Raw genomic sequence first — 24366 nt, 5'->3', positions numbered from 1 at the left:
GCGTCAGGATCTTACTGCGGTGCGGTGACGCGGAACGAATCGAACGACACGCCCAGCGGCGCGGTCGCGCTGCCGGAACGGTTGCCGCTCAGACCGACCGCGCCCGCCCCCAGCGGCGTCGCGTCCGTCGTGGTGAGCTGCCAGGTCGCCGGCTTCGTCGTCCCCGTCGGCCAGACCTTGGCGGACACGGTCGCCGACGTCGTCCCCGTCACGGACACCTCGAGGCTGTACGACGTGTTCGCGGCCCAGACGAGCCCGGGCACGGTCTGTGTGCGCAGCACGGTCCCCTCCCGGTGCACGACCAGCCAGACCGTGCCGTCGGGTCGCAGCCAGGCACGGACGAAGTACTTCCCCGCCGCCGACTGTCGGGCGATCACACCGATGTAGGCGCCACCCGCCGCCGGGGCCTGGTCGACGCGGAACTGCGTCTCCAGCAGCGCATCCGCGACGGACGTCGTGTTCAGCGTCGCGTGGCGGGTGTCTCCGGCGATGAGATTCAGCTTCGCCTGGCCGTCGGCGACCGTCGCCGCCGCTTGCGAGCCGCCGGCGATGGTCCATGCCCCGCCGACCGTCGCCGTGCCCCAGCCGGGACCGGCCGTGCGGTCGAAGGCGTCGTCCGCGACGGGGGCCGGCTCCGGCTCCGGCTCGGGCTCCGGCTCGGGGTCGACCGGCGGCGCCGTCACGGTCACCGGCTTGCTGGTGGTGTGCGTGGCGCCCTTGTCGTCCTTCACGGTGAGCGTCACGGTGTACGTCCCCGCCGCCGCGTAGGTGTGCGAGCTGGTCGCACCCGTGCCCGTCGTGTTGTCCCCGAAGTTCCAGGCGTACGACGCGACGGTGCCGTCGGAGTCGGTGGATGCGCTACCGTCCACCGCGACCGTCAGGTTCGTCGCAGTGGCGGTGAACGCGGCGGTCGGAGCGACGTTCGCGGGCTCCGGCTCCGGCTGCGGCTCGGGCTCGGGGGCCGGAGCGCCGAGGTTCTTCAGCGTGAAGTCGTCGAAGCTGGCGAGGTTGGTGCCGGTCGCGCTGCCGGCCCGGTAGGAGAACACCGTGGGAGCACCGGCGACCTGGAGGGCCGGGGTCGCGTCCGTCGTGGTGAGCTGCCAGTTCGCGGGCTCCGCCGCCCCGGCCGTCCACAGCTTGGCCCGGATGGTCGTGGTCGAGGACCCCGTCGTCTCCATCAGGAGCGTGAACGAGCTGCCCGCGCTCCAGGTGAGTCCGGAGACGGCGGTGCTGGCGATCGCAGTGCCGTTGCGGTGGATCACGAGCCAGGTCGTCCCGTCGGCGCGGTGCCAGGCGAGTGCCCGGTAGCCGGAGGATCCGGAGCGCCGCGCGCCCAGCCCCTCGTAGGCGACGCCGGTCGACGGTCCGGAGGCGAGGGTGTACGTGATGCGTGCGGAGGAGTCGAGGACCGACGTGCCCTGCAGCAGCATCTCCCTCGTCTCGCCCGGCGTCAGGTTCACCTTGCCCACGCCGTCACCCACGGAGAGCACCGCAGCGGACCCGCTCATCGGGGCCCACGTGCCGCCCTTGTCCGCCGCACCCCACCCGCTGGAGACGACGCGGCCGAACGCATCGGACGCGGCGAACACCTGCGCGGTCAGGGTCACGGTCTTCGTGAGGGTGGAGGACGCGCCGAGGCTGTCCGTCACGGTGAGGGTGATGTCCTTCGCGCCGGCCTGCGCATACGTGTGCGCGGCCGTGGCCCCGGAGCCGGCGGCAGAACCGTCGCCCCAGTTCCACGAGTAGGTCAGCGTGGCTCCGTCGGACGCGCTCGAACCCGCGGCCGAGACGTCGACGTTCAGCCCGGAGGCGGTCGCGGTGAAGGCGGCGACCGGATCGGCGTGCGTCGTCACCACCTGGCGGGTGGTCGACGAGCTGCCCCCGCGGTCGTCGGTGACGGTCAGCGTCACGGTGCGGGTACCCGCCGTGGCGTAGACGTGCGTCGCGACCTGACCGGTCGAGGTCGTGCCGTCCCCCCAGTTCCAGGCGTACGTCGCGATGGATCCGTCGGAGTCGGAGGAGGCGGACGCGTCGGCCGACACCGAGAGTCCGTTCGCGGTCGTCTCGAAGGACGCCGTCGGAAGGACGTTCGGCGCCTGCACCACGACCTGCTTCTCCACCGAGGTCGCGAGTCCGTTGCTGTCGGTCACCGTCAGCGTGACGGTGTACGTGCCGGACTCCTCGTACGTGTGGCTCGTCGTCTTGCCGGTCTCCGTCGGCGAGTCGTCACCGAAGTCCCACCGGTATCCGGCGATGGTGGCCGACCCCGCCGGTGCCGAGGCTCCTGCGTCGAACGCGACGGCGAGGTCGGCGGGCGTGGCGGTGAAGTCGGCGGTCGGAGCCTGGAAGCCCTTGCCGATGCCGTAGTGCGTCTTCACCTGCGTGGGCGTGAGGGCGAACGGGTAGACCGCCACCTCGTCCAGCGACCCCTTGAAGTACTTGGAGCTCGGTGCGGACGGCCATCCGGAGAGATTGTCGCCACCGATACGCCAATATCCTGTGTAGTTCTCCGCCGTGGTCGCCCCGTTCAGGGACGACACGAGCTGCCCGTCGACATAGAGCTTCATTCCGTCAGCGCTCTGCGTCGCGACGGCGTGATGCCAGGCGTTGTCGTTCAGAGCGGTGTCGTTCTGCACCGTCTGCGTGCTGCCGTTGTACGTGCCGAAGACCAGTCGCCCGTTGTTCGTCATGTAGAGATGACGGTCATAGCTCGTCGAGTCGCCCGACAGCGCGGAGCCGTACCCCATGAGCTTCCCGCCGCTGTTCGTGTTGGTCTTGAACCACAGCTCGGTGGAGAACTCCGTGGGTGCGGCGATCTTGCTGCCCGAGGCCACCCGGCCGGAGCTCGTGCCGGTGAAGGTCGAGGCACCGGTCGCCGTGTTCTCCACGCCGGAGGTCGATGCGGTCACTCCCGAGCCGAAGACCGGAGTGTTCGACCCGGCCCAGTCCTGCGCGGCGGAGCCGAGCGGGTAGTAGAGCTGCGGTCCGTCCGCGGTGACGGCGTCGACATAGGTCGAGACGGCCCCCTCCGTGACGGTCGCACTCATCGCCTGGCTGGACACGGTGTTGCCCGCGCTGTCCTTCGCGACGACGGTGTACTCCTGCGTCGAGCCGGGCGCAGCCGTCTTGTCCTCGAGGTTCACCGAGGGGCGGTCCCACCAGGTGCCTCGGGCCGTGGTCGTGGCGACCGGAGCGGCGGTCCCCTTGCGGCGCAGCTCGTACGTGAGCGTCAGGTCGTCGCGGTCCCAGTTCGCCGGGATCGACACCCGGACACGCCCGGGGATGAAGGACTGCGCTGTGCCGGTCCAGTTCGCTCCGGACAGGCGAGGGCCGTCCTTCGCCCCGCCGGGCGGGTTGGTGGAGAACCGGACGAGTCCCTCGAAGCGTCCGTTGTTCACGGAGCGGAACTCGCCTCCGATCGAGATCATGTTCCCGACCCCGGTGATGGACAGACCGGCCTGTCCCATGCCCGTCGTCACGCCAACGGCCCAGTCGGGCGTCCAGGCGTACGCCGACGGCGCGGGCGTGCCGGCCCAGTTCTTGTACGTGCCTCCCGCTGCGGGCTGGTTCCCCAGCAGGCCACGGGCATCCGCTGTGTACGCCTCCGAATAGCGGTGCGTACGCGGGTTCTGCTCCGGGTGCATGCCCATCGTGCTGCAGGCGTGGGTGTGGCTGGTGGTGTACACCGTCTTGCCGGTCGAGTAGACGCCGTAGTGGTCACCGAGGCAGTCTGCGATCCAGCGGACCTGGCCGCTGCCGGCCTCGGCTGCGAAGGTGCCCTCGAGGTTACCCGTGGCCGCATCCGCGTAGACCCAGCCGGTTCCGTACACGGCGTTGGCGTCGGCTGCGAGGCCGAAGATTCCTGCCTTGCCCGAGTTCGACCCGGTGTTCGAGCCGTTCTTCACGGTCTGCGGCAGCGCCCAACCGCTGTCGACCGCGCCGGTCGTCTTGTCGAGGGCGACGGTGCCGCGCATCGTCAGGTCGCCGTTGACCTGCGAGAAGCGGCCAGCGGCGATGACGTTCTGACCCGCGGGGTCCATCACCATGGCGTCGACCTGAAGGTCGCTCTGCGGTGCCCAACTGAGCAGCGCGCCGTTCGTGGCCGAGAACGCGGCGAGGTTCTTTCGCGGCGTCGCGTTGCCCTGGGTGAACAGGCCGCCCACGTAGACGCTCGATCCGGAGGTGGCCAGCGCGTACACGCCGCTGCCACCGATCGAGGGCGAGAAACCGGGCACGAGCTGGCCTGTCGCGGCGTCCAGCGCCGCGAAGTTCCAGCGGGTCTGGCCGTTGACGGAATTGAACGACCCGCCGATGTAGATGCGGCTTCCGTCCGGCGAGGCGGCGACGGCCTTGATGACGCCGTTGACCTGCGGCGCGAACGGCAGCAGCTGGCCCGTGTTGATGTCATAGGCGAGGACGTTCGACCGCGCAGTGAGGCTGGTGCCGGGAGCGGCGAGCGGCGCACGGGCGTTGTCGAACTTCCCGACCGCATACACCGTCGACCCGATCGTCGTCTGGGACCAGACGTAGCCGTTGTCGATCTGCACGGTCGGAATCGGATCGGACGTCACGACGTCATCGTTCCGCTGCAGCAGCGGCGGCGGCGTCGACGGCGTGTCGGCCGCCGCGGCCCCCGTCGCCCCCAGCGTGGTCATGCCCGTGATCAGCAGCGCCGCCGTCACGACCGATGCGAGTGCGCTCCGCGCCCGCCTCCCAATGGATGTCTTACCCATGTTGCTCCCCAGCCCCAGATTTCTTCTTCGAAAATGTCACGTACGAGACGCGGTGGTATCTCTCGCGCCCGCGGCTCAGGAGAGCTCGCCCGCGAAGGTCGCCACCGGCTCGCCGGCGGCGTAGTTCACGCTGATCTTCACGGCGCGGCCCTCGATGGGGTCGAGCATGAAGACGTAGGTTCCGGTGGCCTCGTCGCCCGCGGCCAGCTCCCCGCGGAGCGGCTCGTTCGGTCCGGCGGTGGTGGCGACGCCGACGTCGCCGTCATCGGTGACGAGGCTAACGACGGCCGAGTCGACGCTCTGCGTCCGCTTCGAGTCGTTGGCCACCTTCACGGTCACCACGACGGCGGAGCCGGCGTACTCGCCGGGCGTCTGCGGCGTGATCTCGGTCGTCGAGATGTCGTCGACCGTCACGACCATGTCGGTGGAGAGCGCGATCTCCGCGTCCAGCGCACCGCTCTCCTCGGTCAGCGCAGGGGCCTCGGTCGGCCCTTCCGCGTCAGGATCGGCGGGCGGCGTCCAATCGGTCGTGCTGGTGCCCTCGGGTGCCGGCGACGCCGACGTGTCCGGAGCCGCCGTGCACCCGGCGAGCAGAACCGCGAACGCCACGACGGGCGCGATGAAAAGCGCGCGTCGAGCGCGCGAAGAGCCGTCCCCAGAACGGCATGCTGAAACAGTGAACACTGCAGCTCCCCAGAACCCAGATTCCCCAGCCGAAGCCCCCTCGGCTCCGGTTCCCCCCAACCGTGCGAAACACGGCGTCGGCTAATCGTAGTGCGCCCCGTGGAAATCCACAACCCTTCGGGTCAGGAGGAGCGCCGGCGGTGTTCCCCGATCTGCGTCACGATGGCATCCACGGCCTGCTCGACCTCGCGGATCGTCTCGGCGTGTCCCCGGCTTCCGTGCCGATCGGCGATGGAGGTCGGGTCTGCGACGGAACGGCTCCCGAAGAGCCGCCGGACCCCCCGTCCGCGGCGCGCTGTGCCTCCGAGGGGCACCGCGCGGGTGCGGGCACGGTCGAGGTACGCCACGTAGCCCGCCACGGGATCGGAGCCGCCGGGACGGAAGCCGGCTCCGAGATGCGCGGCCTCGCGGAGTGTGAACATCCGATCGCGGAACTCGGGGGCCGACCGCACCAGCTCGCCCCGGATGTCCTTCGACGCGGTCAGGACGAGGGAGGCGCCCGCGAGGAGCTCCGGCGAGACGACACGCGCTCGATGCGCCTTCGCCTCCTCCTGCCAGTCGTCCTCCGAGTGCCGTCCGGCGACCTCCGTGCAGATCGGGTCGCCCTCGTGGGCGCGCACGCCGGCGCTGTGGACGGCGATGGCGGAGCCCGCTCCCAGCCCGCGCCGCAGGGTCAGCTCGGCCAGCGGTGACCGACAGACGTTGGCGGCGCACACGACGAGGATCGACTCTCCGGTCATGTCGGGTCCCCCAGCCTTCCGATCTCGCGGAACCACTTCACCGCGGCGAGCGCGAGGAACAGGACCGCTGCGGCGCACAGCAGGGTGTAGGCGACCAGGAATCCCGGCGTCCAGCCCCACAGGACGAAGACGAGGCAGACCAGACCGAAGTCCGTCGGTAGGAGCACCAGCGAACGCGTGAGCGTCCCGCCGCCGCGCTCGTGCGTGGACGCCACGGCATGCTTGCCCTTGAGCAGATCGTTCAGGAGCATGCCGGAGAAGGTCGTCGAGGCGACGATGCTGAACAGGATCGGAATGAGCAGCAGCGCCGGCGTCTCCGGCAGCACCCGGTACAGACCGACGACCACGGCGAGGTGCAGCGAAGCGATCTTGAGCGTGTCGATGAAGTGGTCCAGCCACTCGCCCTGAGGGCTCCCTCCGCCACGAAGACGGGCGACCTGTCCATCCGCCGAGTCCCAGGCGTACCCGAGGACGAGCAGGAGCGCGATCAGCAGCCCCAGCGGTACGGTCACCGGCGCGAAGGCGATGAGGCCGATCGCCGCGAAGGAATGGACGGCGCTGATGATCGACACCTGGTTCGGCGTGAGCCCGAGCCGGAATGCCACGGCGGCGAGGACCCGGCCGAGCCGACGGTTGACGTACACCGAGTAGGCGGGGGCACCGCGCGCGTGCCCCTTCTGCGCTTTCGCGAGCTGTCGATAGGCGTCTACGACCACGTGCTCTCCTTACGATCCGGCCGCGGGGTCCGTGCGATCCGGCGGGCCTCGCGCACACCGCGGAGGTACGCGCGGAGCGGAGCGGCGGAGTGCAGCAACTGCCGCCGTCCGCCGCGGAGGATCACCTCCCGCGCAGTGCGGGGTATCGACCGGCGCCAGCGGCGCACGGCCTCGTCGTCGAGGTGACGGACCGCGAACAGCATCCGATTGCGGATGTTGTAGTAGTAGTACCCCTCCGACTTGGCGCGGGACAGCTCCGGGTCGGCGCGCTGGGTACCCCCCTCGTCGTGCACCGCCCTCGCGTCCTCGACGAGCGCGAGGGCTCCCCCGGCCGACACGACGCGACGCGAGAAGTCGACGTCCTCCCAGTACAGGAAGTACTCGTCGTCGAATCCCCCGGCGAGCTCCCACACCTCGCGGGTGATCCAGAGGCAGGCACCGCTCAGCCACGGCTCGTAGGGCCGCGTGTCCTCCGCCCGACGCTTCCGGCGCGCACGCATGGTGCCGTCGTCCAGCAGGAGGTCGATCCCCGCGAACCAAGTCCGTCCGTCGGAGTCGGTGATGACCGGCGACGCCAGCGTCGTCCGCGACCCGGCGGTGATCTCGGCCAGGCGAGACAGCGAGGTCCGGTCGATGTGGGCGTCCGGGTTGATCACGAGGACGTCGGTTGCCCCCTCGGCGAGCGCCCCGGCCACCCCGATGTTGACCCCCGCCGCCGAATCCGGTGTTCGTCTGGGGAGGCGATCAGGGTCCAGCCGTGTGCCCGGGCGACGGTCGCGGCGGCCTCGCGCTCACCCGCGCCCGCCCAGTTGTCGACGACGATGACCAGCGCATCCTCGTCGATCGCGCGGGCCTCCCGCTCCACGACCGCCAGGTTGCGTTCGAGCAGCCGCGCCGAAGCGTAGTTCACGACGACGACGGCCAGCCGTCCGTGCACGATTGACACGCGATCCTCCCCCCGGATCCGCCTCACGGACCACTTCGGGTCGCCGGTCGAAATCCCCAGAGTCGCGACCGGCGTCGACTCCCAGGACACCGACTATACGCCAGAGCCGGTTCGGCGCACCCGGCGTTCACGGTACGATGAGCCGGCGCGGGGACACAGGCGCACGACTGCCATGGGGATGAGGCGGATGACGAGGGGACCGGAGACGGGCGACGCGATCGCCGTGACGATCGGCGTGCCGACCTACCGGAGGCCGGAACTGCTGGCGGCGCTGCTCCGTGCGCTCCCGGACCGGATCGCGGAGTGCGCGGACCTCGGCGTGGACGTGGATGTCCTCGTCGTCGACAACGACCCGGCAGGTTCCGCCCGAGAGGTGATCGCCGCCGCCCCGCTGCCGGTCCGGTACGTCGTCGAGCCGACGCCGGGGATCGTCGCCGCTCGCAACCGCCTGCTGGACGAATGCGGCGAGCGCGAGCTGCTCGCCTTCATCGACGACGACGAAGTCCCCCGGGCCGGCTGGCTGTCCGCGCTGATCACCACGTGGCGCACTTTCGACGCGGATGCCGTCATGGGCCGCGTGATCTCCGTGTTCGACGACGACGTCGATCCCTGGCTTCTCGCCTCGGGCACCTTCCGCCGTCCGCCGCGGCCCACCGGCACCGTGCTGCCGGTGGCCGCGGCGGGGAACCTCCTCCTCGATCTGCGGTCCGTGCGCGGGTTCGGCGTGCGCTTCGATCCGTCGCTCGGGCTCGGCGGAGGCGAGGACACCCTGTTCACGCGCGAGCTCGTCGCGCGCGGTGCGCGCATCGTCTGGTGCAACGAGTCCGAGACCGAGGACCTCGTGGTCGCCGCGCGGCTCAGCCGTGCATGGGCGGCGCAGCGGGCGTTCAGCTCCGCCAACGCCGGCACCCGCATCGCGCTGAAGCTCACGCACGGGCGGTTGCGCCGCGGCCTGCTCCGGGTGCGGGCACTGGTCGGCGGTGTCGCGCGGATCGTCGTCGGCGCGCTGCGGCGGGCCCTCGGCGCCGTGACCTCGAACATCACCCACCATGCTCGCGGCACCCGCCTGATCCACCGCGGCCGCGGCACCATCGCCGCCGCGCTCGGCCACCGCTACGACGAATACCGTCGCCCTTCGAAGGAAGACACGATGACCGGATCCACCGCGAGCATCCGCGTGATGCAGTCCCTGGGCGCCCCGCGCCCGACGACGAATCCGTACAACAAGATGCTCGACGAGGCCCTCGGGTCGACGGAGGGACTCGATCACCTCCGGTTCTCATGGAAGACCGCGCTCTTCGGGCGCTACGACGCCTTCCACTGGCACTGGCCCGAGGCGAAACTCCACGGCTCGTCATGGTGGAAGTCCGCCGGGAAGTACGCTCTGACCGCCGCCCTCGTCGCCCGGCACCGGCTGTCCCGCCGTATCGCCGTGGTGCGGACGGTCCACAACATCGAGCTCCCCGACGACAACGCGCCGCGGCTGTGGCTGCTGCGCTACATCGACCGGCACACCGACTATCGGATCGTCATCAACGAGACCACGCCCCTGCCTCCGGGGACGCCGCACAGCCTCATCCTGCACGGCCACTATCGCGACTGGTACGCGAAGTTCCCGTCCTCCGACCGCGTGCCGGGTCGGCTCGGGTCGTTCGGCGGGGTTCGCCGCTACAAGGGACTCGAAGGGTTCATCGACGCCTACGCGGAAGCCGTCGCGATCGAGCCGTCGCTGAGCCTGAAGATCGGCGGCCGCCCCTCCACCCCCGAGCTCGCCGATGACCTCCGGGAGCGGACGGCCGGGCTCCCCGGCGTCGAACTGCACCTCGACTTCCTGAGCGATGTCGAGCTCGTCGAGCTCGCGACATCCTCCGAGCTGATCGTGCTGGCCTACCGGTTCATGCACAACTCGGGCAGCGTCCTCGCGGCCCTGTCGATGGCACGGCCCGTCCTCGTACCGCGGAACGAGGCGAACGAAGCGTTGGCACGCGAAGTGGGTGCCGAGTGGGTGCTCATGTACGACGGAGACCTCGACGCGTCGACCGTCGTGGCGGCATGGCGCTCGGCCTCGACATCGACCGGGGTTCCCGATCTGTCCCGGCGGGAGTGGGAGGATGCCGGCCCGGCACACCGGGACGCCTTCCGCGAGGGAATCGCCCACAAGCGGCGGCGGCTCACCCGCGTCTGAACTCACCCGCGTCCGACCGACGGGGCACCTGCACGGCGCACCACGAAGGACGTCGGCAGCGACCTTCGCGTCTCGCGCTGGGCAACGGTCCCGCAGACGTCAGCCGGCCGCGACCACGCCCCGGACGAGGGCGTCGACCATCGTCCTCGTCGTGAATCGTCGCTCGACCTGGATCCGGCCCTGCCGCCCGAGCTCAGCAGCGCGGTCCGGATCGTCGACCATCCCGAGCAGCGCCTCCGCCAATGCCGCCGGCTCCCCCGGAGGTACGAGGGCGCCGATGCGGGGGCTGACGTAGTCCCGCATGCCGGGGGTGTCCGAGACCACCGCCGGTCTCGCGGTCGCAAGGGCCTCGAGGGCGACGGTCATCCCGGAGGCGTGCAGGTTCGGACGAGTCGCGGTCACCACCACGCTCGCTGTCGCATACAGGTCGCGCAGGGCGGTGTGCGACAGACGACGGACGAGCCGGACCCCGTCCGGAGGCGGCAGTTCGGAGGGCGTCTGCACGACGACATCGACATCCGGGCGCGCAGCGAGGACCAGGGTGAGCGCCGCGTACAGCGTCGCGGGGTCCCGGTCCCGGTCGTTTCCGGCACTGACGATGCGTGGACGTGGCGCGGGCGGCTGCGCGGCGAAGAACTCGTGGTCGATCCCGAACGGAACCAGGAAGACCGGCGGCCCCCCGGGTCCGAGCAGTCGCTCCAGGGGCACCACCTGCGCCGCGCTGAGCACCCAGACGGCGGTCGCCGCGCGCAGCATCGCCACCAAGCGAGCGGGCGCCCTGCCGGCAACCGCCATATCGGTGAGCCAGATGACGCCGGTCGCGAAGCGCGTCCGTGGACGAAGGATCTGCATGCGGTACGCGGTGTTCTCGTCCCAGGCGAGCGCGAGACCCGGACGGGGCCGAGGGCCGAGGCCGACGCGTGAGCGGAGCCGCGCGACCCGGCCCGGGGCGGGGAGTTCCTCCACCTGCACCGCGGCATGGTCGCGGAGAGCGTCCAACCCGTACGGCCAGACACTCGGAACCTCTCCCCTGGCGTGTGCGCGCGCCCAGGCGGATGCCGACTGCTCGGCACGATGCGCCCAGGTGACGGACAGCGCGGGGCCGTCCTCGGATCCCACGAGGCCACTATGGCCCCCGACCCGGGCGGTGTAAAGAGCGAGTTCTCCGCTAGAGTCGAGCGTACGACTGTGGGGGTCGTCGGACGGCAGGGGATGGCCGTCCTCTCTGTGACGCCGCCACGAGCATCGATGTTTCACGAGGGGGAATCATGAAGGGCATCATTCTGGCTGGCGGCTCGGGGACGCGGCTGCACCCCATCACGCTGGGGGTCTCGAAGCAGCTGATCCCGGTGTACGACAAGCCGATGGTGTACTACCCGCTGTCCACCCTCATGCTCGCCGGTATCCGCGACATCCTGGTCATCACGACGCCGCACGACGCCGCGCACTTCGAGCGCCTGCTCGGTGACGGCTCCCAGTTCGGCATCTCGCTCTCCTTCGCCCAGCAGGAGTCGCCGGACGGCCTCGCCCAGGCGTTCACGATCGGGGCCGACTTCATCGGTGACGACAGCGTCGCGCTGGTCCTCGGCGACAACCTGCTCTACGGCCCCGGACTGGGCACGCAGCTCAAGCGCTTCGCCGACATCGACGGCGGGGCGGTCTTCGCGTACTGGGTGGCGGAGCCGACCGCGTACGGTGTCGTCGCGTTCGACGCGGACGGTCAGGCGGTCTCGCTCGAGGAGAAGCCGTCCGCTCCGCAGAGCAACTACGCCGTCCCGGGCCTGTACTTCTACGACAACGACGTGATCGACATCGCCCGCGCCCTCACGCCGAGCGCCCGCGGCGAGTACGAGATCACGGACGTGAACCGGGCCTACCTCGAACGCGGGAAGCTCCAGGTCGAGGTGCTTCCCCGTGGCACCGCCTGGCTGGACACGGGGACGTTCGACCAGATGACCGACGCCGCCGACTACGTGCGGACGATGGAGCGCCGCACGGGTATGAAGATCGGCGTACCGGAGGAGGTCGCCTGGCGCCAGGGCTTCCTCGACGACGACGGCCTGCGCACCCGCGCCGAGGCGCTCGTGAAGTCCGGCTACGGTTCCTATCTGCTCGAACTGCTGGAAAGGGGCGCTCGATGACCCGCCTGCTCGTGACCGGAGGCGCCGGCTTCATCGGCTCGAACTTCGTCCACCATGTCGTCGCGCACACGGACGCGCACGTGACCGTGCTCGACAAGCTCACCTACGCGGGCAACCGCGCCTCCCTCGCGGGCCTGCCCGCCGACCGGGTCGAGCTGGTGGTGGGCGACATCGCCGACGCCGAACTCGTGGATTCGCTGTTCGCGAAGACCGATGCCGTCGTGCACTACGCGGCCGAGTCGCACAACGACAATTCGCTGCACGACCCCCGCCCGTTCCTCGACACGAACATCATCGGGACCTACACGCTGCTGGAAGCCGCTCGTCGTCACGAGCGCCGCTTCCACCACATCTCCACCGACGAGGTGTACGGAGACCTGGAACTCGACGACCCCTCCCGGTTCACGGAGCAGACCCCGTACAACCCGTCGTCGCCGTACTCGTCCACGAAGGCCGGGAGCGACCTGCTCGTGCGGGCGTGGGTACGCTCGTTCGGCGTGCAGGCGACGATCTCGAACTGCTCGAACAACTACGGCCCGTACCAGCACGTCGAGAAGTTCATTCCGCGCCAGATCACGAACGTGCTGCGCGGCATCCGGCCCAAGCTCTACGGCGCCGGCCAGAATGTTCGCGACTGGATCCACGCCGACGACCACTCCTCGGCCGTCCTCACGATCCTGGAGAAGGGCGAGATCGGTCAGACATACCTGATCGGCGCCGACGGCGAGAAGGACAACAAGTCCGTCGTCGAGTTGATCCTCACCCAGATGGGGCAGCCGTCGGACGCCTACGACCACGTCACCGACCGGGCCGGCCACGACCTGCGTTACGCGATCGACTCCACGAAGCTGCGCACGGAGCTCGGCTGGGCGCCGCGGTTCTCGGACTTCGAGTCGGGCCTTGCGTCGACCATCGAGTGGTACCGCGCGAACGAGGACTGGTGGGCGCCCGCGAAGGACGCGACCGAGTCGTTCTACGCGGCCAGGGGGCAGTGATGACCGCATTCGGCAAGACGCTCGCGGTCACCGAGACGCCGATCCCGGGCCTGCTCCTCGTCGACCTCCCCGTGCACGGGGACTCCCGCGGCTGGTTCAAGGAGAACTGGCAGCGCGAGAAGATGGTCGCCGCCGGTCTGCCCGACTTCGGGCCGGTCCAGAACAACGTCTCGTTCAACGACGCGGTCGGCACCACCCGCGGCATCCACGCGGAACCGTGGGACAAGTGGGTCTCGGTCGCCACCGGCCGCATCTTCGGCGCGTGGGTCGACCTCCGCGAGGGCGAGAGCTTCGGTCGTGTGTTCACGGCGGAGATCGACCCGTCGCGGGCGATCCTCGTCCCCCGCGGCGTGGGCAACTCGTACCAGACGCTCGAGGCGGACACCGCGTACACCTACCTGGTCAACGACCACTGGTCCCCTGATGCGGCCTACTCGTTCCTGAACCTCGCGGACGAGACCGCGGCGATCGCGTGGCCGATCCCGCTCGATCAGGTCGAGATCTCGCCGAAGGACCGCGCGCACCCACGACTGTCGGCGGTGACGCCGATCGGTCCGCGGAAGACTCTCGTCATCGGCGCGTCCGGTCAGCTCGGTCTGGCGCTGCGGGCCGAGCTCGGCGACGCACCGCACGTGGAGTACGCCACGCGGGAGAGCCTCGACCTCCGCGATCCCAGCCTCCCCGGCGCGCGACGCTGGCGCGATTTCGGCACCATCATCAACGCGGCCGCCTACACGGCCGTCGACCTCGCCGAGACCGCGGAGGGGCGCGCGGAGGCCTGGGCGGCGAACGTCTCCGGCGTGTCCGCGCTGGCCCGCATCGCGACCGAGAACGGCCTCACGCTCGTGCACGTCTCCAGCGACTACGTGTTCGACGGCACGAAGCCCGACCCCTACACCGAGGAGGACGGCGTCCGTCCGCTCGGCGTCTACGGACAGACGAAGGCCGCCGCGGACGCGATCGTCGCGACCGTGCCGCGCCACTACATCCTGCGCACCTCGTGGGTGATCGGCGAGGGCCGCAACTTCGTCCGCACGATGGCCTCGCTGGCGGAGCGGGGCATCGCCCCGCGGGTGGTCGGCGACCAGGTCGGGCGGCTCACCTTCACGGCGGATCTGTCCTCCGCCATCCGCCACCTGCTCGACGTCTCCGCGCCCTACGGGCTCTACAACGTGACCGGGGACGGCGAACCGCGCTCGTGGGCGGACATCGCGCGCGCCGTCTATCGCCTGACGGGCCACGACGCCGAGGCGGTGACGCCCGTGACCACGGAGGAGTACTTCGCGGACCAGGCCGGACCGATCGCGCCGCGCCCCCGCAACAGCGTCCTCGACCTCACCCGCATCCGGTCCACCGGTTGGACCCCGCGGGATGCGGATGCGGCGCTCGCGGACTACCTGTCCGCGGACGCCTAGAGCTCGCCCGGTTTCATCGCCTCCGCGTCGATCGCGCGGATCACGCGCAGGGTGGCGGTGTCGGGCTCCGGCTCGCCCGCCGCCTCCCGCTCCTTGCGCCGTCGCCGCGGCGCATAGACGACGAGCGAGTGGAACAGGAATCGGGCGAAGAACGCCACGACGAGCGACAGGGCCGTGGCGAGCACGCTGGAGATGTGCCAGGTCTCGACCATGAGCGCCATCACCGGGATGCGCAGCGCGGCCTCGACGTTGTTGAACGTGAACGACGCCGCGAAGCGCACGCCGGCGCTGCGGGCGTCGGTGCGCATGTCGGCGAAGACGAACCGCTCCTGCAGCAGGAAGTTGCCGATGATCGTGACCTCGGCGCCGATGACGGCCGCCCAGATGTAGGGCACGCCCGCCGCCGTCAGCGCCCACATGATCGCGAGGTTGGCGACGGCTCCGAGCACGCCGATCGCGGCGAACAGCGACATCTTGCCGAAACGGAGGCGTGCGAGGTGGGCGATGAACGTCGCGCCCTGCCGGAGGCTCGCTTTGGACGTGCCGTGCCGCCGTTCCGCGAACTCCATCGGCACCTCTGCGGTCCGCAGGTCGGTGCGGGCCAGGATCTCCAACAGGATCTTGAATCCCTGCGGCTGCAGGGAAGCGAGGTCGAGCCGTCTCCGGTCGACGAGGAAGAACCCGGTCATCGGGTCGGAGCTCCGGGCGAGCCGCCGCGGGAACATCGCCCTGGTCAGCCAGGTGGCCGCCCGCGAGACGCCGAACCGCACCGCCGTCCCGAGTCCGCTGGTGTCCCCACCGCCGATGTAGCGCGAGGCGGCCACGACGTCCGCATCTCCGGCGGCGAACCGGTCCAGCAGCGCCGGCAGGAGCTCGGGCGGGTGCTGGAGGTCCCCGTCCATCACGATGCAGACGTCGGCCGCCGCGGCACCGAGTCCGACGACGACCGCGCCGCCGAGGCCGGCGGTGTTGGTGGTGCGATGGATGACGCGGACCGGCAGCGCCGCGTCGGCGGCGACCCGCTCCACCTCGGCTGCGGTGTCATCGGTGCTGTCGTCGACGAAGAGGATCTCGGCGTCTCGCCCCGCCAGCGCCGCTGCCGTCCGTTCCACGAGTTCGGCGACGTTGTCGCGCTCGTTGAACGTCGGCACGATGACCGTGACCCCTGCCCCCACGTGGTCCCTTTCGTTCCGCAGCCCCATCGGCTCCGGCTTCCATCGTTCCATGGGTTCCTATGGGCCGGGGAACAGGTTGCTGCTAGAGTGTCGTCTGCGGCTGTGGGAGTCGCGACGAACGGATGGGGATCCGTTCGACTGGGGACTGATCGATCTGGGGAGATCATGGGGACGCGTATCGGCTATGCCGTCGGAGCTTTCGACCTGTTTCACGTCGGGCATCTCAACCTGCTGCGGCACGCGAAGCAGCACTGCGACATTCTGATCGCCGGGGTGGTGAGCGACGAGATGCTGCGCCAGGTCAAGGGGATCGAGCCCGTCATCCCGACCGCGGAGCGCGCCGAGATCGTCCGGCACATCTCCTTCGTGGACGACGTCTACGTCGAGACCACGCCGTCGAAGATGGACTCGTGGCGCGATGTGCGCTTCACGCACTTCTTCAAGGGCGACGACTGGCGCGGCACCGAGAAGGGCCTGCGGCTGGAGAGCGAATTCGCGGAGGTGGGTGTCGAGGTCGTCTACTTCCCCTACACCGCGCACACCTCGAGCTCGGCGCTGCGCCGTGCCCTCGATGCCATCACCGCGAACGCTGCGGTGCCCGCGGTCGGCGCGACGCGCTGAGGCCGGCGCGGGTCAGTTGGCGACGCCGAGAAGGCTGCGTGCCATCCGCGCGACACGGGGCGGGGTGTGCGGACCGAGCCAGACCGTCCAGTGCTCGGGGGGCTCGCTGCACGTCCACTCCAGGCACCAGGCGTAGACGGCGTTCGCGAGGCGCTCGCCGCGTTCATGGGCGCGCGGACCCTCGGCGCGCAGGAGCCAGCGGACGGAGACCCCCGGGGGAACGTCGATGTGCCGGAGCTGGATGCGGGCCGCCACCTCGATGAGGATGACCCCCTGCGCGTCCCACGGGAGCCGAGACGCGACGCGCGCGATGGCTCCCACGTCGGCGGCATCGCCCGCGATGAGGACGGCACCTTCCATCGCTTCCCACTCCGGATCCTCCAGGTGTTCGCACGCGTTGCTCATGACTCCATGATAGGTAAGGCTATCCTTACCAGCAAGAGGCGCTAGACCCCCGCTGCGACGCCCGTCAACGCCGTTGCTCGGGACGGGGGCGCGCGCCACCCTGAGTCCGTGAGCAGCAACAGCATTCGATGGACGTCCACCGGGCGGCGCAGGGTCGGCGCGCTGGTCGGCCTCGTCGTGGCCGCGATCCTCACCGGGTGCGGGGCCACCGTCCCCGTCGACCCCAACGGCACCCTGGACCGCGTCACCGGCGCGGAGTTGCGGGTCGGCACCTCACCCGATCCGGACCTCGTCGACACCGGCAGCGGCGACCCCAGCGGTCCGGTCGTCGACCTCGTCGACGGTTTCGCCGCGAGCATCGAGGCCGACGTCACGTGGACGGTCGCGACCGAGGAGACTCTCGTGGGCATGCTGGAGACCGGCGACCTCGACCTCGTCGCCGGCGGCCTGACCCCGGACACGCCCTGGATCGACAAGGCCGGCGTCACGCGCGGCTATCCCGGGATCGAGGGCGCCGGAGACCGGGAGCTCGTCATGCTGGTCCCCCTGGGCGAGAACGCGTTCCTCACGGCACTCGAGACGTACCTCGACGAGGAGGTCGGCGGATGACCGAGACGAAGCAGTTCGGCCGCACGGAGCTCCCGGACGAACAGCAGAAGGCGACACGGAAGGCCGTCCGTTGGGAGGTCTTCACGATCGTCTACACGTCGATCACCATCACCGTCATCGCGCTCGTGGTCGGGGAGTCGCAGGCGATGCGGACGGCGTGGATCGAGGACATGCTGTCCCTCATCCCCCAGTTCGCCTTCCTCCTCGCTCTCCTGTTCGTGCGGCGCCGCCCCACAAGGACGCACCCCTACAGCCTGCACCGCGCGATGGGAGTCGGCCACCTCGTCGCCGGCGTCGCGCTCCTGGCGGTCGGCCTGAACCTCTCGTTCGAAGCCGTCACCGGGCTCATCCGCGGCGAACACCCGACCATCGGCACCGTTCAGCTGTTCGGGCAGACCATCTGGCTCGGCTGGCTCATGGTGGCCGTCATGGCCGTGGTCATCGTCGGCCCGGTGTTCCTCTACGGCCCGGCCAAGGCCAAGCTCGCACCGGTCCTGCACAACAAGCTGCTCTATGCCGACGCCGACATGGCCAAAGCGGACTGGCAGACGACGGTCGCCTCGATCATCGGTGTGCTCGGGGTGGGAGCGGGGATGTGGTGGCTCGACGGAGCGGCCGCGCTCTTCATCTCGCTCGGCATCATCTGGGACGGCTTCCGCAACACGCGGACGGCGATCGTCGACCTCATGGATCAGCGGGCCCGGACCTTCGACAGCAAGGAGCCGCACCCGTTGGCCAGGGACATCGTTTCGTACCTGCGCAGTCGCCCGTGGGTCGACGGTGCCGCCGTCCGGATGCGCGACCAGGGGCAGGTGTTCCACATCGAGGCCTTCGTGGTGCCGCATCACCGCGCCGTCCGCACGGCGGATCTGACGGCGGCAGCCGAGGGGATCGCCGACCTGGACTGGAAGGTACAGGACGTCGTGATCATCCCGGTCGAGGAGCTGCCAGACGAAGCGGATCCCGGACGATGAGCGACGAGATGCTGTTCCCCGGCTTCACGACGGCCCTCGTCCGGACCGACGAGGCCGAGATCTTCGTCCGCTACGGCGGCTCCGGCCCCGCTGTGGTGCTCCTCCATGGTCATCCACGGACCTCGGCGACCTGGCATCGGGTCGCTCCGCTGCTGGTCTCGCGCGGCTTCACCGTGATCTGCCCGGATCTGCGCGGCTACGGGCGTTCCCGTGGCCCCGCCCCCGCGGACGATCACTCCGCCCATTCCAAGCGCGCCGTCGCCCGCGACATCCGGACCGTGGCCGAGAGCCTCGGTCACCGACGCTTCCGGCTGGTGGGCCACGACCGCGGCAGCTATGTCGCGCTCCGCCTCGCCCTCGATCACCCGGAGGTCATCGAGCAGGTGGCTCTGCTGGACTGCCTGCCGATCACGGAACATCTGGAGCGCTGCGACGCGACCTTTGCCACGCACTGGTGGCACTGGTTCTTCTTCGCCCAGCCGGACATCCCGGAGCGCGTCATCGGCGCCGATCCGGAGGCGTGGTACGCCCCCAAGGCCGACCCGGCGACGATGGGCGCCGCGAACCACGCCGAGTTCCTGCGAGCGATCCGCGAACCCTCGGTCGTCCGGGCCATGCTCGAGGACTACCGCGCGGGTCTCACGATCGACCGCGCGCACGAGGAGGCGGATCGCGCCGCCGGACGCCGCCTCGCGATGCCCGTGCTCGTCCTGTGGTCACAGCGCGACGACCTCGAAGAGCTCTACGGCGACCCTCTCCGCATCTGGCGGGAGTGGGCCGACGATGTCCGTGGCCACGGCATCGACAGCGGGCACCACATGGCGGAGGAGGCGCCGGAACCTCTCGCCGCCGCACTGGCGGGCTTCTTCGGAGCCGCTTCTCCCCCACGGACGTAGGCTGGAGGCATGACCAACCCCGCCTCCGACACCATCACGATGTTCGGCGCCGACTGGTGCCGCGACTGCATCCGCACGAAGAAGCAGCTCGACGAACTCGGCGTCGCATACACGTATGTCGACCTGGTCGCCGACCCCGCCGCGGCGGACATCGCGAAGGACATCTCCGGCCGCACGAACATCCCCGTCGTGGTCTACCCCGATGCCTCGCACCACGTGGAGCCGTCGAACGCCGACGTGGAGTCGAAGCTGCGCGAGCTCTCGATCATCTGATCGTCCTCGCACTCGGCGGATCTCCCCGCGGAAGCCTAAGCTGAAAGCCCGTTCGAAGGAGACGCCGATGACTTCTGCGCCCACGACCGCGCCCGCCGCGCCCGCTCTCGGCGAGGGCGAGAAGGAACGCCTCGACGCCGCCGTCGCCGAGTTGCAGACGGGGACCGCGGTGTGGACCGCGCTCACCGTGGCGCAGCGTGCGACCCTGCTCCGTCAGGTCCACGCGAGCGTCGCCGCGACCGCGGAGGACTGGGCGACGATCGCCGCCGCCTCCAAGGGCCTGGACGCGCGGCATCCGCTCCGCGGCGAGGAGTGGCTGAGCGGTCCGTACAGCGTCCTCGGCGCTCTCGACGCCTCGATCGCCACGCTCACCCGGATCGCGAACGGCACCAACCCTCTCGACGGCATCCGGGTCGACCGCGCGCCCGGCGGCCGTGCGCGCGTCCACGCCTTCCCCCTCACCGGCATCGACCGGTTCCTCCTGTCCGGCTTCACCGGCGAGGTCTGGCTCGAGCCCGGGACCACGCCGAACGCGGCGCGGGCGGGGGCGGGCCTCGCGCAGCGCACCCCCACGGTGTCCGGCGGCGTGGGGCTGGTGCTGGGCGCGGGCAACGTCACCTCCATCCCGGTGCTCGACGTGCTCTACGAACTGCTGGCGCACAACCGCACGGCGCTACTGAAGGTGAACCCCACGCAGGACGCCCTGGTCCCCGTCTACAAGCGCGCCCTCGCGCCGCTCATCGAACCGGGACTGCTGCGGATCGTGCGCGGCGGCCCGGCCGCCGGCGCCTACCTCACCCAGCACCCCGGCCTCGCGCACGTACACATCACCGGCTCGGCGGCGACCTTCGACACCATCGTGTGGGGCCCCTCCTCGGGCGAGGGGGCGGCCGCGACGAAGCGGCGCCGCCGCGAGAACCGCCCCCTGCTGAAGAAACCCATCACGGCCGAGCTCGGCGGGGTCTCCCCCATCATCGTCGTGCCGGGGAAGTGGACCGCGGCCGACCTCGCCTATCAGGCCGAGCACATCGCGACCATGCGCCTGCAGAACAGCGGGCACAACTGCATCGCGGGGCAGGTCGTCATCCTCTCCGCGGACTGGGACCAGGCAGACGCCTTCCGCGCCGAACTGCGCCGCGCGTATGCTGCCGCCCCGGAGCGCCCCATCTGGTACCCGGGAGCACCCTCCCGCATGCATACCGCCGCAGAGGACTACCCCGATGCCCTCGTGCTCGGCGACCGGCTCCTCGTCGAGATCGATGCCGACGACGACGCGGCCGCCCTGGAGAGCACGGAGTACTTCGCGCCGGTCCTCGGCGTGGTGAGCCTGCCCGGGACCGGCCAGGAGTTCCTCGACGCGGCCGTCGCCCACGCGAACGAGAAGCTACAGGGCACGCTCGGCGCGAACCTGCTCATCGACCCGGCGACCGAGAAGGCGCTCGGCAGCGGGTTCGAGCGCGCACTCACCGCCCTGCACTACGGCTCGATCGCGATCAACGGCTGGACCGCCTTCGGATTCATCACGCCGACGCTCACCTGGGGCGCGTTCCCCGGCAGCACGATCGATGACGTCGGAAGCGGCATCGGCGTCGTCCACAACGCCCTGCTCCTGGATCGGGTGGAGCGCTCCGTGCTGCGCGGCCCCTTCCGGCCGTTCCCACGCTCCCTCCCCTTCGCGAACGGCGGCGGACGGCTGACCATCCTGCCGAAGCCACCGTGGTTCGTCTCGTCCCGCACCGGTGCAGTCGTGAGCGAGGGTCTCACGCGCCATCGCGCGGACGGCGGCACGCTCGGCCTGGTGACGACGCTGATGCGAGCGCTCAGAGCCTGACGCGCTCAGCCGTCACGACGCGGGGCGGAACCGGTCGGTCGCCGCGCGGAGCGCCTCGCGGATGCCGGGCTCGGCCGCGGAGTGGCCCGCGTCGTCGATGACCTGGAAGTCGGCCTCCGGCCACGCGCGGTGCAGATCCCAGGCGGTCATCATCGGAGTCACGGCGTCGTGACGACCCTGCACGATCACGGTCGGGATGTGCCGGATGGCGTCGATCCCGGCGAGCAGCTGTCCCTCCGCCCACCAGCCGCGGTGCACGAAGAAGTGGTTCTCGATGCGCGCGAACGCGACCGCCCGGCGCGGATCGGCCATCGCTGCGATCTGCTCCGGGTCGGGGCGCAGGGTGACGGTGGACGCCTCCCATGCCGCCCAGGCGAGAGCCGCCGGCTCGTGCACCGCAGGGTCCGGGTCGAACAGCCGCCGGTGGTAGGCCTCGATCAGCCGGGAACGCTCGAGCACGGGGATCGGCGCGATGAAGTCCTCCCACAGGTCGGGGAACAGCGCCGCCGCTCCACCCTCGTAGAACCACTCGAGCTCGGCGCGACGCAGCGTGAAGATCCCGCGCAGGATCAGCTCGGAGACCACGGCAGGGTGGGCCTGGGCGTAGGCGAGGGCGAGAGCGCTGCCCCAGGATCCGCCGAACACCTGCCAGCTCTCGATGCCGAGGTTCTTGCGCAGCAGCTCGAGATCGGCGATGAGGTGCGCGGTCGTGACGTGCCGGAGGTCCGCGTTCGGATCCGCGGCGGACGGCGTGCTGCGGCCGCAACCGCGCTGGTCGAGGAGGACGATGCGGTAGGCGTCGGGGTCGAAGAACTGCCGCTGCCACGGCGACGTGCCGCTCCCGGGGCCTCCGTGGAGGAAGACCACCGGCTTGCCCTCGGGATTGCCGCTGACCTCCCAGGCCACGCGGTGGCCGTCGCCGACAAGCAGCACACCGGTCTCGTGCGGTTCGATCGGCGGATAGAGCCCCTCGGTATTCGTCATGTTCGGTCCCCCAACCGGTCGTGCGGTCCTGCCGAGTCCACGTTATCTGACACCGGCGGCACCGCCGTGTCTACGGGTCGAGCTGATCGGCGGGGAGCGTGAACACCTGGCCGCAGGCGTCGAGCCCGTTGCGGTAACCCTCCGCGAACCAGCGCTGACGTTGCGCGCTGGAGCCGTGGGTCCAGCTCTCCGGATTCACCACGCCCGCCTGCTCCTGGATATGGTCGTCGCCGACGGCGGCGGCCGCGTTCAGGGCGTCCTCGATCTGCGTCTCCGTCGGCTTCTCCAGGTACGGGTCGCCGTCGGCATCCGTCTGCTCGGTCATGCGGCCGAGCCAACCGCCGGCGTAGCAGTCGGCCTGCAGCTCCATGCGCACGCCGTTGCTGCCTGGGCCCGTGCCGTTGTCGGGATACCGCTCCATGGCGCCGGTGATGTTCTGGATGTGATGGCCCCACTCGTGGCCGACGATGTACAGCTGTGCGAGGTTCCCGGCCGAGGCACCGAACTGCTGCTGCATGAGCTGGAAGAAAGTGGGGTCCACGTAGACGCCCTCTTCCGGCGGGCAGTAGAACGGTCCGACCGCGTTGGACGCGGTCCCGCACTGCGTCGAGGTCGCGCCGTCGACCACGGTGAGCTGCGGCGCCCTGTACCCCTCCACGTTGTCCTCCCAGAAGGCGTCGAGCGCGAGCTGCGCCCCCGCCATGCGGCAGTCCACGTTCGCGTTCGCATCGGCGCCGGTGTCGCAGTTCTCGATGGCCGAGCCGCCTGCGGGCTCGCTCCCGCCCCCGGGCGCGCCACCGACGAGTCCGCTCAGGTCGATGCCCAGCAGAGGGCCGGCGATCAGCGCGAGGAGGCCGAGCACGCCGATCCCGGTGCCGCCCGCGATCGCGGCGGTGCGTCCGCGGCGACGCGTGGTGTTGCCGGAGAGGTCGGCGTCGGGATTGAACGTCATGCGTCGAGGGTACTCCGCGCGGTGACGCCCCGACGGACGTAGGCTCGTGCCATGGCCACCACGATCACCATCACCGGCGCGGGCGGACAGATCGGCTACGCGCTCCTCTTCCGCATCGCCGCCGGGGACATGCTCGGTCCGGACGAGAAGGTGCGGCTGCGTCTCCTCGAGATCCCGCAGGGGCTCGGAGCCGCGGAAGGTGCCGCACTGGAACTGCAGGACGGTGCGTTCGAACTGCTGGAGCACGTGGAGGTCACCGACGACGCCGCCGTCGGCTTCGACGGGTGCGACCTCGCGCTGCTCGTGGGCGCGCGCCCCCGCGGACCCGGCATGGAGCGCGGCGACCTGCTCGCGGCGAACGGCGGTATCTTCGGTCCGCAGGGAGCCGCCATCGCCGCGAACGCCGACCCCGGCGTCCGGGTGACGGTGGTGGGCAATCCGGCGAACACGAATGCCTTGATCGCGGCCGCGGCGGCCGAGGGCGTCCCCGCCGACCGCTTCACCGCGTTGACACGGCTCGACGAGAACCGGGCGCGGGCCCAGCTCGCCCAGACCCTCGGCGCCCCGGTACACACCGTGAAGCGCGTCCCCATCTGGGGCAACCACTCCGCCACGCAGTACCCCGACGTGTCGCACGCGACCGTCGGCGGAAAGCCCGTGCAGGACGCCCTGGAGCGGATCGTCGGGGACGTCCCGGCGTGGCTGGACCAGACGTTCATTCCCCGGGTCGCCAAGCGCGGCGCCGAGATCATCGAGGTCCGCGGGTCGTCCTCCGTGGCCTCCGCGGCGAGCGCGACGATCGACCATGTGCGCGACTGGGTCCGCGGGACCGAGGACTGGACTTCCGCCGCCGTCGTCTCGCGCGGAGAGTACGGCGTTCCGGAGGGTCTCGTCTCCTCGTTCCCCGTGCAGTCCGTCGACGGCGAGTGGCGCATCGTCGAGGGTCTCCCGATCGACGACCGGGGGCGTGCCCGCATCGATGCGTCGGTCGCCGAACTCGTGGAGGAGCGCGAGGCGGTCCGCTCGCTCGGTCTGCTCTGACCGCCGCTCGCCCCCGCATGGGGAGTTCTGCCCATCGCAGGGTGTTGTCC

General features: G+C 70.5%; 22 protein-coding genes. 11 read left to right on the top strand and 11 right to left on the bottom strand.

Annotated elements, in window-relative coordinates; all coding sequences use genetic code 11:
- Positions 1–11: 11 nt before the first annotated feature.
- The 6 genes from FY549_RS16850 to FY549_RS16730 form a co-directional block, all read right to left on the bottom strand.
- Entirely contained in the window at positions 12–4733 is a 4722-nt protein-coding gene (locus FY549_RS16850; protein ID WP_276545279.1) for a PKD domain-containing protein, read from the bottom strand.
- Positions 4734–4808: 75 nt separating this feature from the next.
- Positions 4809–5342, bottom strand: coding sequence for a DUF4352 domain-containing protein (locus FY549_RS06825; protein WP_149084370.1), 534 nt, complete (start codon positions 5340–5342; stop codon positions 4809–4811).
- Positions 5343–5539: 197 nt separating this feature from the next.
- A complete protein-coding gene (locus FY549_RS06820) occupies positions 5540–6157 on the bottom strand; it encodes a hypothetical protein (RefSeq protein WP_149084369.1) in 618 nt (205 codons plus the stop codon).
- Complete coding sequence (locus tag FY549_RS06815; RefSeq protein ID WP_149084368.1) at positions 6154–6873, bottom strand: CDP-alcohol phosphatidyltransferase family protein; 720 nt, start codon at positions 6871–6873, stop codon at positions 6154–6156. Before FY549_RS06815 ends, FY549_RS06820 begins: the two co-directional genes overlap by 4 nt.
- Positions 6864–7568, bottom strand: coding sequence for a glycosyltransferase family 2 protein (locus FY549_RS06810; protein ID WP_262381147.1), 705 nt, complete (start codon positions 7566–7568; stop codon positions 6864–6866). The genes FY549_RS06815 and FY549_RS06810 overlap by 10 nt, the downstream gene beginning before the upstream one ends.
- Complete coding sequence (locus tag FY549_RS16730) at positions 7526–7819, bottom strand: hypothetical protein (protein ID WP_262381146.1); 294 nt, start codon at positions 7817–7819, stop codon at positions 7526–7528. The genes FY549_RS06810 and FY549_RS16730 overlap by 43 nt, the downstream gene beginning before the upstream one ends.
- 187 nt (positions 7820–8006) lie before the next feature.
- Here FY549_RS16730 and FY549_RS16725 point away from each other — a divergent pair, with 187 nt between their 5' ends.
- Positions 8007–10004, top strand: coding sequence for a glycosyltransferase family 2 protein (locus FY549_RS16725; protein ID WP_259614080.1), 1998 nt, complete (start codon positions 8007–8009; stop codon positions 10002–10004).
- 99 nt (positions 10005–10103) lie between these two features.
- On the opposite strand, the gene FY549_RS06795 is transcribed toward FY549_RS16725, so the two are convergent.
- Complete coding sequence (locus tag FY549_RS06795; protein WP_149084367.1) at positions 10104–11123, bottom strand: glycosyltransferase family 4 protein; 1020 nt, start codon at positions 11121–11123, stop codon at positions 10104–10106.
- 149 nt (positions 11124–11272) lie between these two features.
- On the opposite strand from FY549_RS06795, the gene rfbA reads away from it, so the two are divergent.
- Genes rfbA through FY549_RS06780 form a run of 3 tightly spaced genes read left to right on the top strand, consistent with a single transcriptional unit; the run spans position 11273 to position 14555 of the window.
- Complete coding sequence (rfbA, locus tag FY549_RS06790) at positions 11273–12145, top strand: glucose-1-phosphate thymidylyltransferase RfbA (protein ID WP_149084366.1); 873 nt, start codon at positions 11273–11275, stop codon at positions 12143–12145.
- On the top strand, positions 12142–13140 hold the full coding sequence (rfbB, locus tag FY549_RS06785) for a dTDP-glucose 4,6-dehydratase (RefSeq protein WP_149084365.1): 999 nt from the start codon (positions 12142–12144) through the stop codon (positions 13138–13140). The genes rfbA and rfbB overlap by 4 nt, the downstream gene beginning before the upstream one ends.
- Complete coding sequence (locus tag FY549_RS06780) at positions 13140–14555, top strand: sugar nucleotide-binding protein (RefSeq protein WP_149084364.1); 1416 nt, start codon at positions 13140–13142, stop codon at positions 14553–14555. The genes rfbB and FY549_RS06780 overlap by 1 nt, the downstream gene beginning before the upstream one ends.
- Here the strand turns inward: FY549_RS06780 and FY549_RS06775 are convergent.
- Positions 14552–15757: a glycosyltransferase gene (locus FY549_RS06775; protein ID WP_374114497.1), complete on the bottom strand. Its 1206-nt coding sequence runs from the start codon at positions 15755–15757 to the stop codon at positions 14552–14554. The genes FY549_RS06780 and FY549_RS06775 overlap by 4 nt on opposite strands.
- Positions 15758–15895: 138 nt before the next feature.
- Between FY549_RS06775 and FY549_RS06770 the strand changes: the two genes are divergently transcribed.
- Complete coding sequence (locus tag FY549_RS06770) at positions 15896–16351, top strand: adenylyltransferase/cytidyltransferase family protein (protein ID WP_149084363.1); 456 nt, start codon at positions 15896–15898, stop codon at positions 16349–16351.
- Between the two features lie 12 nt (positions 16352–16363).
- On the opposite strand, the gene FY549_RS06765 is transcribed toward FY549_RS06770, so the two are convergent.
- Positions 16364–16756, bottom strand: a complete 393-nt coding sequence (locus tag FY549_RS06765; protein WP_149084362.1) for an SIP domain-containing protein — start codon at positions 16754–16756, stop codon at positions 16364–16366.
- Positions 16757–16864: 108 nt separating this feature from the next.
- Between FY549_RS06765 and FY549_RS06760 the strand changes: the two genes are divergently transcribed.
- From FY549_RS06760 to FY549_RS06740, 5 genes are all read left to right on the top strand, one after another.
- Entirely contained in the window at positions 16865–17365 is a 501-nt protein-coding gene (locus tag FY549_RS06760) for a hypothetical protein (protein WP_200838603.1), read from the top strand.
- The gene (locus FY549_RS06755; RefSeq protein ID WP_149084361.1) at positions 17362–18339 is read left to right on the top strand and encodes a cation transporter; all 978 of its coding nucleotides are present in this window, start codon (positions 17362–17364) and stop codon (positions 18337–18339) included. The genes FY549_RS06760 and FY549_RS06755 overlap by 4 nt, the downstream gene beginning before the upstream one ends.
- Positions 18336–19235, top strand: a complete 900-nt coding sequence (locus tag FY549_RS06750; protein WP_259614082.1) for an alpha/beta fold hydrolase — start codon at positions 18336–18338, stop codon at positions 19233–19235. Before FY549_RS06755 ends, FY549_RS06750 begins: the two co-directional genes overlap by 4 nt.
- A 9-nt stretch (positions 19236–19244) precedes the next feature.
- Entirely contained in the window at positions 19245–19508 is a 264-nt protein-coding gene (locus FY549_RS06745; protein ID WP_025104627.1) for a glutaredoxin family protein, read from the top strand.
- A gap of 67 nt (positions 19509–19575) precedes the next feature.
- On the top strand, positions 19576–21339 hold the full coding sequence (locus FY549_RS06740) for an aldehyde dehydrogenase family protein (RefSeq protein WP_149084360.1): 1764 nt from the start codon (positions 19576–19578) through the stop codon (positions 21337–21339).
- Between the two features lie 12 nt (positions 21340–21351).
- Here FY549_RS06740 and pip read toward each other — a convergent pair whose 3' ends face one another.
- Both pip and FY549_RS06730 read right to left on the bottom strand, forming a co-directional pair.
- On the bottom strand, positions 21352–22323 hold the full coding sequence (gene pip, locus FY549_RS06735; protein ID WP_149084359.1) for a prolyl aminopeptidase: 972 nt from the start codon (positions 22321–22323) through the stop codon (positions 21352–21354).
- A gap of 70 nt (positions 22324–22393) precedes the next feature.
- The gene (locus FY549_RS06730; protein WP_149084358.1) at positions 22394–23275 is read right to left on the bottom strand and encodes a neutral zinc metallopeptidase; all 882 of its coding nucleotides are present in this window, start codon (positions 23273–23275) and stop codon (positions 22394–22396) included.
- A gap of 51 nt (positions 23276–23326) precedes the next feature.
- Here FY549_RS06730 and FY549_RS06725 point away from each other — a divergent pair, with 51 nt between their 5' ends.
- On the top strand, positions 23327–24316 hold the full coding sequence (locus FY549_RS06725; protein WP_149084357.1) for a malate dehydrogenase: 990 nt from the start codon (positions 23327–23329) through the stop codon (positions 24314–24316).
- The last annotated feature ends 50 nt before the right edge of the window (positions 24317–24366 follow it).

This window comes from Microbacterium sp. 1S1, assembly GCF_008271365.1.
In the GTDB taxonomy this organism is placed as follows: Bacteria; Actinomycetota; Actinomycetes; order Actinomycetales; family Microbacteriaceae; genus Microbacterium.
Note: the sequence above shows the minus strand (reverse complement) of the source record. Positions and strands in the feature narration are given on the sequence as shown.

Coding starts and splice junctions, on each gene's coding strand:
- FY549_RS06755 (WP_149084361.1), top strand. CDS start 17,362: ATGACCGAGACGAAGCAGTTCGGCCGCACGGAGCTCCCGGACGAACAG.
- FY549_RS06740 (WP_149084360.1), top strand. CDS start 19,576: ATGACTTCTGCGCCCACGACCGCGCCCGCCGCGCCCGCTCTCGGCGAG.
- FY549_RS06820 (WP_149084369.1), bottom strand. CDS start 6,157: ATGACCGGAGAGTCGATCCTCGTCGTGTGCGCCGCCAACGTCTGTCGG.
- FY549_RS06730 (WP_149084358.1), bottom strand. CDS start 23,275: ATGACGTTCAATCCCGACGCCGACCTCTCCGGCAACACCACGCGTCGC.
- FY549_RS06770 (WP_149084363.1), top strand. CDS start 15,896: ATGGGGACGCGTATCGGCTATGCCGTCGGAGCTTTCGACCTGTTTCAC.
- FY549_RS06725 (WP_149084357.1), top strand. CDS start 23,327: ATGGCCACCACGATCACCATCACCGGCGCGGGCGGACAGATCGGCTAC.
- FY549_RS06745 (WP_025104627.1), top strand. CDS start 19,245: ATGACCAACCCCGCCTCCGACACCATCACGATGTTCGGCGCCGACTGG.
- pip (WP_149084359.1), bottom strand. CDS start 22,323: ATGACGAATACCGAGGGGCTCTATCCGCCGATCGAACCGCACGAGACC.
- FY549_RS06775 (WP_374114497.1), bottom strand. CDS start 15,757: ATGGGGCTGCGGAACGAAAGGGACCACGTGGGGGCAGGGGTCACGGTC.
- FY549_RS06765 (WP_149084362.1), bottom strand. CDS start 16,756: ATGAGCAACGCGTGCGAACACCTGGAGGATCCGGAGTGGGAAGCGATG.
- FY549_RS16850 (WP_276545279.1), bottom strand. CDS start 4,733: ATGGGTAAGACATCCATTGGGAGGCGGGCGCGGAGCGCACTCGCATCG.
- rfbB (WP_149084365.1), top strand. CDS start 12,142: ATGACCCGCCTGCTCGTGACCGGAGGCGCCGGCTTCATCGGCTCGAAC.
- FY549_RS16725 (WP_259614080.1), top strand. CDS start 8,007: ATGACGAGGGGACCGGAGACGGGCGACGCGATCGCCGTGACGATCGGC.
- rfbA (WP_149084366.1), top strand. CDS start 11,273: ATGAAGGGCATCATTCTGGCTGGCGGCTCGGGGACGCGGCTGCACCCC.
- FY549_RS06780 (WP_149084364.1), top strand. CDS start 13,140: ATGACCGCATTCGGCAAGACGCTCGCGGTCACCGAGACGCCGATCCCG.
- FY549_RS06750 (WP_259614082.1), top strand. CDS start 18,336: ATGAGCGACGAGATGCTGTTCCCCGGCTTCACGACGGCCCTCGTCCGG.